Annotated in this window: 6 protein-coding genes; 3 read left to right on the plus strand and 3 right to left on the minus strand. The window is 68.7% G+C overall.

The window, feature by feature from the left end:
* The first annotated feature begins 14 nt into the window (after positions 1-14).
* From cysS to G341_RS0106830, 3 genes are all read left to right on the plus strand, one after another.
* Complete coding sequence (cysS, locus tag G341_RS0106820) at positions 15-1,403, plus strand: cysteine--tRNA ligase (RefSeq protein ID WP_018178369.1); 1,389 nt, start codon at positions 15-17, stop codon at positions 1,401-1,403.
* Positions 1,403-2,368, plus strand: a complete 966-nt coding sequence (rlmB, locus tag G341_RS0106825) for a 23S rRNA (guanosine(2251)-2'-O)-methyltransferase RlmB (RefSeq protein WP_026303343.1) — start codon at positions 1,403-1,405, stop codon at positions 2,366-2,368. Before cysS ends, rlmB begins: the two co-directional genes overlap by 1 nt.
* Positions 2,369-2,448: 80 nt before the next feature.
* The gene (locus tag G341_RS0106830) at positions 2,449-4,011 is read left to right on the plus strand and encodes a carboxylesterase/lipase family protein (protein ID WP_018178371.1); all 1,563 of its coding nucleotides are present in this window, start codon (positions 2,449-2,451) and stop codon (positions 4,009-4,011) included.
* On the opposite strand, the gene G341_RS0106835 is transcribed toward G341_RS0106830, so the two are convergent.
* The 3 genes from G341_RS0106835 to G341_RS0106845 form a co-directional block, all read right to left on the minus strand.
* Positions 4,008-4,772: a LamB/YcsF family protein gene (locus G341_RS0106835; RefSeq protein WP_018178372.1), complete on the minus strand. Its 765-nt coding sequence runs from the start codon at positions 4,770-4,772 to the stop codon at positions 4,008-4,010. The genes G341_RS0106830 and G341_RS0106835 overlap by 4 nt on opposite strands.
* 28 nt (positions 4,773-4,800) lie before the next feature.
* On the minus strand, positions 4,801-5,418 hold the full coding sequence (locus G341_RS0106840) for a YdcF family protein (protein WP_018178373.1): 618 nt from the start codon (positions 5,416-5,418) through the stop codon (positions 4,801-4,803).
* 133 nt (positions 5,419-5,551) lie between these two features.
* A complete protein-coding gene (locus G341_RS0106845; RefSeq protein ID WP_018178374.1) occupies positions 5,552-6,193 on the minus strand; it encodes a YdcF family protein in 642 nt (213 codons plus the stop codon).
* Between the last annotated feature and the right edge of the window lie 212 nt (positions 6,194-6,405).

Here is a 6,405-nt window from a genome sequence, read left to right on the forward strand (position 1 = left end):
TAAGATTCACGACCGTGACTCTGCGCCTTTACGACACCGCTGCCCGCGCGGTGCGCGACTTCGAACCGTTGCGCCCCGGCCACGCCTCGGTATATCTGTGCGGCGCGACGGTGCAGGGTGTCCCGCACATCGGCCACGTCCGCAGCGGCATCGCGTTCGACGTCCTGCGGCGCTGGCTGATCCATGAGGGGCTCGACGTCTCGTTCGTGCGGAATGTCACCGACATCGACGACAAGATCCTGCGCAAGGCCGCCGATGCCGGCCGGCCGTGGTGGGAGTGGGCGGCGACCCATGAGCGTGAATTCTCGTGGGCCTACGACCAACTGGGTGTGATGCCGCCGTCGGCCGAGCCGCGCGCGACGGGGTTCGTCACGCAGATGGTCGAGTACATGGAGCGGCTGATCGATCGCGGGCATGCGTACGCGGCGGCGGGCGACGTCTACTTCTCGGTGACGAGCCTGCCGGATTACGGGAAGTTGTCGGGGCACAAGCTCGATGACGTCCATCAGGGCGAGAGCGTCGCCGAGGGCAAGCGCGACGAGCGCGACTTCACGCTGTGGAAGGCCGCGAAGCCGGGCGAGCCGTCGTGGCCGACGCCGTGGGGCCCGGGCCGGCCCGGATGGCATCTCGAATGCTCGGCGATGGCGACGTCGCTGCTCGGCAGTGAGTTCGACATCCATTGCGGCGGTATGGATCTGGTCTTCCCGCATCATGAGAACGAGATCGCGCAGTCCGAGGGCGCCGGCGATCCGTTCGCGCGGTACTGGTTGCACAACGGCTGGGTCACGATGAGCGGCGAGAAGATGAGCAAGTCGCTCGGCAACGTGGTGGCGATCCCGGAGATGCTGAAGCGGGTGCGCCCGGTGGAGCTGCGCTACTACCTCGGCAGCGCCCACTATCGCTCGATGCTGGAGTACTCCGAGGGTGCGCTGCATGAGGCCGCCGCCGGCTACCGGCGGATCGAATCCTTTGTGGAACGGGTGCATTCGCGCGTCGGCGCGGTGGAACCGGGTGAGCTTCCGGAGGGCTTCGTCGCCGCGATGAACGACGACATCGGCGTGCCCGCCGCGCTCGCCGAGGTGCATGGCACCGTCCGCGCCGGCAACACCGCGCTCGAGGCGGACGACCATGACGCGGCGCTGGCCGCCGCCGGGTCGGTGCGCGCGATGATGGCCATCCTCGGCACCGATCCGCTGGATGAGAAGTGGCGCAGTGCCGCCGCGGATACGAAATCGCATGAGGCGCTGGATGTTCTGGTGCGTGCCGAGCTCGATCGCCGAGCCCGGGCGCGCACTGAGAAGAATTGGGCGGTTGCCGACGAGGTACGAGACCGGCTCGCGCAGGCCGGTATCGAGGTGACCGACACCGCCGATGGCGCGCAATGGACATTGAAGGATGACTGATGGCCGGTAACTCGAAACGCCAAGGCGCAGTGCGCAAGGGCGGCACCAAAAAGGGGCAGACGACCGGCTCGGGCGGACAGCGCCGCAAGGGTCTCGAGGGTCGCGGCGCGACGCCCAAGGCCGTCGACCGCGTCTATCACCCGGCGCATAAGCGCGCGAAGGCCGCGGCCAAGACGAGTGCCGGCGGTCCGCGTCGGCGCCCGGCCACCCGCAAGGAGGTGGGCGGGCCGGAATACGTCGTCGGCCGTAACCCGGTGGTCGAATGCCTGCGGACCGGCGTACCCGCAGCCGCGTTGCACGTCGCGCTCGGCATCGAGGCCGACGAGCGGGTCAGCGAGGCCGTGAAACTGGCCGGTGACCAGGGCATATCGATTCTGGAGGTGCCCAAGGCCGAACTGGATCGGATGAGCCCCAACGGTCTGCACCAGGGCCTGGCTCTGCAGGTGCCGCCGTTCCAGTACGCGCATCCGGATGATCTGCTCGCCGCAGCGCAGCAGAGCGGGCATCCGCCGCTGCTGGTGGCGCTCGACAACATCACCGATCCGCGCAATCTCGGTGCGGTGATCCGGTCGGTGGCGGCGTTCGGCGGGCACGGCGTGCTGATCCCGCAGCGGCGCAGCGCGAGCGTCACCGCTGTGGCGTGGCGTACCAGTGCCGGCGCGGCCGCCCGGCTGCCGGTCGCGCAGGCCCCGAATCTGACTCGGACACTGAAGGATTGGTCCGCCTCCGGCGCGCAGCTGGTCGGCCTGGATGCCGGCGGCGACGTGAGCCTCGACGAGTACGACGGGACCGGCCCGACCGTGATCGTGGTCGGCTCCGAGGGCAAGGGCCTGTCACGGCTGGTGCGGTCGAGCTGCGATTCGATCTTGTCGATCCCGATGGCCGGTGATGTCGAAAGCCTCAACGCGTCCGTCGCGGCGGGTGTGGTGCTGGCGGAATTCGCTCGTCAGCGCCGGGCGCAGTAGTCGCACGTCTAGCCGGTCCGAGTCCCGCTAGGTGACCTGAGTCACTGACTGATAGCAATGCTTCGGTAAAGTTTCTTCTTATGGTCAATGCTGACTTCACGTCCGGCCCGACGATCACGATCGCCGACGGTCGGCTCCGGGGGACTACCGACGGCAAGTTGAACGCCTGGCGGGGGATCCCTTTTGCGGCGCCGCCCGTCGGTCCGCTGCGCTGGCGGGCGCCGCAGCCGGTGCAGCCGTGGGACGGAGTCCGTGAGGCCGGCGACTTCCGGAATGCGCCGCCGCAGCCGCCGCGGGCCGCGGCGACGTCGGTCGGCAAGTATCAGCCGATCTCCGAGGACTGCCTGACGCTGAACGTCACCGCCCCAGCGACCCCGTCCGCCAAGCCGCGGCCGGTGATGGTGTTCATCTATGGCGGCGGGTACCTGGTCGGGACCTCCGCGACCCCGCTGTACCGGGGCAGCTCGCTGGCACAGCGCGGCGAGATGATCTACGTGTCGATCAACTACCGCATCGGCGCGCTGGGCTACCTGGACCTGACCCGATTCAGCACGCCGGAACGGCCGTACGACAGCAACCTCGGCCTGCGGGATCAGGTGGCGGCGCTGCGATGGGTGCAGCGCAACATCGCGGCATTCGGCGGCGACCCGGACTGCGTCACCGTTTTCGGCGAGAGCGCCGGCGGCAACGCGGTCACCACACTGTTGGCCACACCGGAGGCGAACGGCCTGTTCCATCGCGCCATCGCGCAGAGCTCGGCGCCCGGGCTCACCGTCGATCACGCGGCCGCGCAGCGGGTGACCGATCAGTTCATCGAGCAGTTGGGGGCGTCCGCGCTGTCCGGTCGCACCCTTACCGACCGGCTGGATGCTGCGACGCCGGCGGAACTCGGGAAGATCACGATGCGGCTCGTGCGCGAGGCCGGGAAGCAGAAGCAGGGGATGCCGCTGCTGCCGTTCGGCCCCATCATCGATGGCGACTTCCTGCCGGACGAGCCCGCGGTGGCGATCGCTGCCGGACGCGGCGCGAAGGTGCCGCTGATCATCGGCACCAACCGCACCGAGGCGAACCTCTTCACCAAGATCCCGGGCAACAAGCCGTCGCCGACCGGAATCGAGCACGGTCTGCTCGCCGGAAATCGGACCGCGGCCGCGGCCATTACCGGCTGCTACCGCGGCTATCCCGATCGTCGGGTGTGCGCCCGGATCATCGGCGATGCGATCTTTTGGGCGCCGAGCGTGCAGATCGCCGAGGCGCACAGCAAGCACGCACCGACCTACTTCTATCGGTTCGATTACGCCCCGAGAACGATGAAGGCGTCGGGCTTCGGCGCGACCCATGCGTCCGAGCTGCTCGCGGTCTTCGGCGTGTATCGCGGTAGCTTCGGCCGCACGTTGGCGATGTTCGGCGATCGCAAGACGGCCCTGGACGTCACCGATGAGATGCAGCGCGACTGGATCTTCTTCGCCCGCACGGGTGTTCCGGCGTCGGACTGGCCGAAGTACGGCACGTCGGCGCGCACCACCAAGATCATCGACGACCACAGCTATCTGGTGCACGATCCGGCCGCACAGCAGCGCCGGGCGTGGGCCAACTATTACTCGACCCTGCCGTCGCCGGAACCGACTCGGGCGGTCGGCTAGCGGCGAGACACCGCGCGGACGGCGATGCCGTGCGCGGTGAGGCTCTCCCGCGCCGCGCGCGCGTGTTCGACCGCGCCGGGGGTGTCGCCGTGTAGACAGATCGATTGCGCGGCGATCGTGATCGGCTCGCCGTCGGCCGCCGTGATCGCGTTGCCGGTGGCCAGGTCGAGCACTCGCTGCGCGACCGCCTCGGTGTCGGTGAGTACCGCGCCGGGTTCGCTGCGCGGCACCAGGGTGCCGTCGCTGCGGTAGCCGCGATCGGCGAAGGCCTCGGTGATGACCGTGAGCCCGGCGTCCTCGGCGATCTGCAGCGAGCGCGATCCGGGCAGCCCCATCAGCGGCAGGCTGCCGGCCGCGACCACGGCGTCGACGACCGCTTCGGCCTGACTGTCGTGGCTGACGATCGAGTTATACAGCGCCCCATGGGGTTTGACGTAGGACACGGTGGTGCCCACGGCGTCGGCGATCGCCCGCAGGGCGCCGATCTGATAGATGACGGCGGCGGTCAGGTCGTCGGGGTCGATGTCGATGAACCGGCGCCCGAATCCCATAAGGTCCGGATAGGAGACCTGGGCGCCGATGGTGACCCCGGCCGCGGCGGCCGCCCGGCAGGTGCTGACCAACGTGGCCGGGTCGCCGGCATGGAAGCCACATGCGACGTTCGCGCTGCTGATCACCTGCAGCAGGGCTTCGTCATCGCCGAGTCGCCATTGGCCGAAGCTTTCGCCGAGGTCGGCGTTGAGGTCGATGCTGGAGGTCACCAGCTAAGTCTAGGAACCGGGGGCGTGGTCAGCGAGGAACGACGCCGATCACCGGCACCCGGCCGCCGACGGCGGTCCGGAAGTTCACCAGCGCGCGCTTGATGTGGTCGGGGCTGGTGACGACGACCAGTCCGGTCGTGTGCCGGCCGCAGGCGATGGCCCAGCTGTTGTTGGCGTTGCCGACGGTGTCGCGGGCGGCGTTCTCGGCGGTGATCCGCCAGGGCGGCACCCCGCTCTGCGCCAACCAGGTCTTCATCGCCTGCGCTTCGGTGCGGCCGCCCCTGGGGTTGCCGCCGGTGACGATGATCGGCGCGCCGGGGTAGCGCAGCGCCAGGTCGCGGGCCGTCTGCAGGCGGGTGATCAGGGTGGGGCGCATGCCGCCGCCGGGGAGCAGGCCGTAGCCGAGGACCACGATGGTGGTGGCGGCGGGGTCGAACAGCAGCGGGAGCGGCGGGTTGGACGAGAATCGCTGCTGCTTGGTGCACGACTGGATCTGCTGCAGCACTGGCGTCTGGCAGCCGACGGCGGTCGACAGGAACCCGCTGTAGCCCGGCGCTGCACCTGCCGTCGGCGTGCCCATCACGAGAACGGTTCCGGTGATGGTCGCCGCAGTGAGCGTGGCAGCCGCCAGCCGCTTGAGTCGCACGATGATCTGCCCCTGATTCGAAACGGGCCCACGAGTAGCCGCGGACCGCCGTCGAAAGGCTATCGAATTGCGAACGACGTGTTAGCTAATTGCAACAATTGCGTCGAAAATCTTCCCGAGACCGCGGCCCGAGTCAGGAACCGTACGCGCTGCCGCTGGGGTCGTTGGCGACGACGCCCTCCACCGGCACCGCACCGCCGACGGCCTCGCGGAAGTTGATGAGTGCACGGCGCAGATGGTTGCCGCTGGTCACCACCACGAGTCCGGTCGCGCCCCGGCCGCGGGCGATCGCCCAGCTGTTGTTGGCGTTCTCAACGGTGCTTCGGGCCCGGTTCTCGGCGGTGATCCGACCGGCGTTGATGCCCGCGCCGATCAGCCAGGACCGCATCGCCTGCGCCTCGGTGCGTCCGCCGTGCGGGTTGCCGCCGGTGACGATGATGGGCGCGGCGGGATTCTGGTTGGCCAGATCGCGGGCGGCCATCAGGCGGGTGATCAGCTCGGGGCGCATGGCGCCGTTGCCCAGGAGTCCGTACCCGAGAACCACGATGTTGGTTCCGAGTGGATTGAAGGTCAGGATGATCGGCGTCTCGGGAGACAGCATCTGGGCATTGGTGCAGAGCTGGATCAGCTGCTCGATCGGGGTCTGGCATCCGCCGACCGTGGAGACGAATCCGTTGTAGAGCGGGTCGACGATCGGTACCGCCGCGGCCTGCGGAGTTCCGACAGCGACGCCGGTGCCGGCGATTGCCACGGTCGCGAGTGCGGCAGCGGTCATTCGTCGAACGCGCATGTGAAGGGCCCTCTCGTGTCGCTGGACCCGTCGAGCCGCGGGCCGAGCCCGACTGTACCGACGGGCTTGATGACCGTGGTCACTTCAAGCAAAGCGTAGCTAACTAGGGCGTGTCTCCTAATGATTGGGTGATCGGTCGCTGATGATCGGTGGATGAGTTCTAGGTGTGAGTCGCTCAGTGATGCGCAGTGGGAGCG

The organism is Jongsikchunia kroppenstedtii DSM 45133, assembly GCF_000380485.1.
In the GTDB taxonomy this organism is placed as follows: Bacteria; Actinomycetota; Actinomycetes; order Mycobacteriales; family Mycobacteriaceae; genus Jongsikchunia; species Jongsikchunia kroppenstedtii.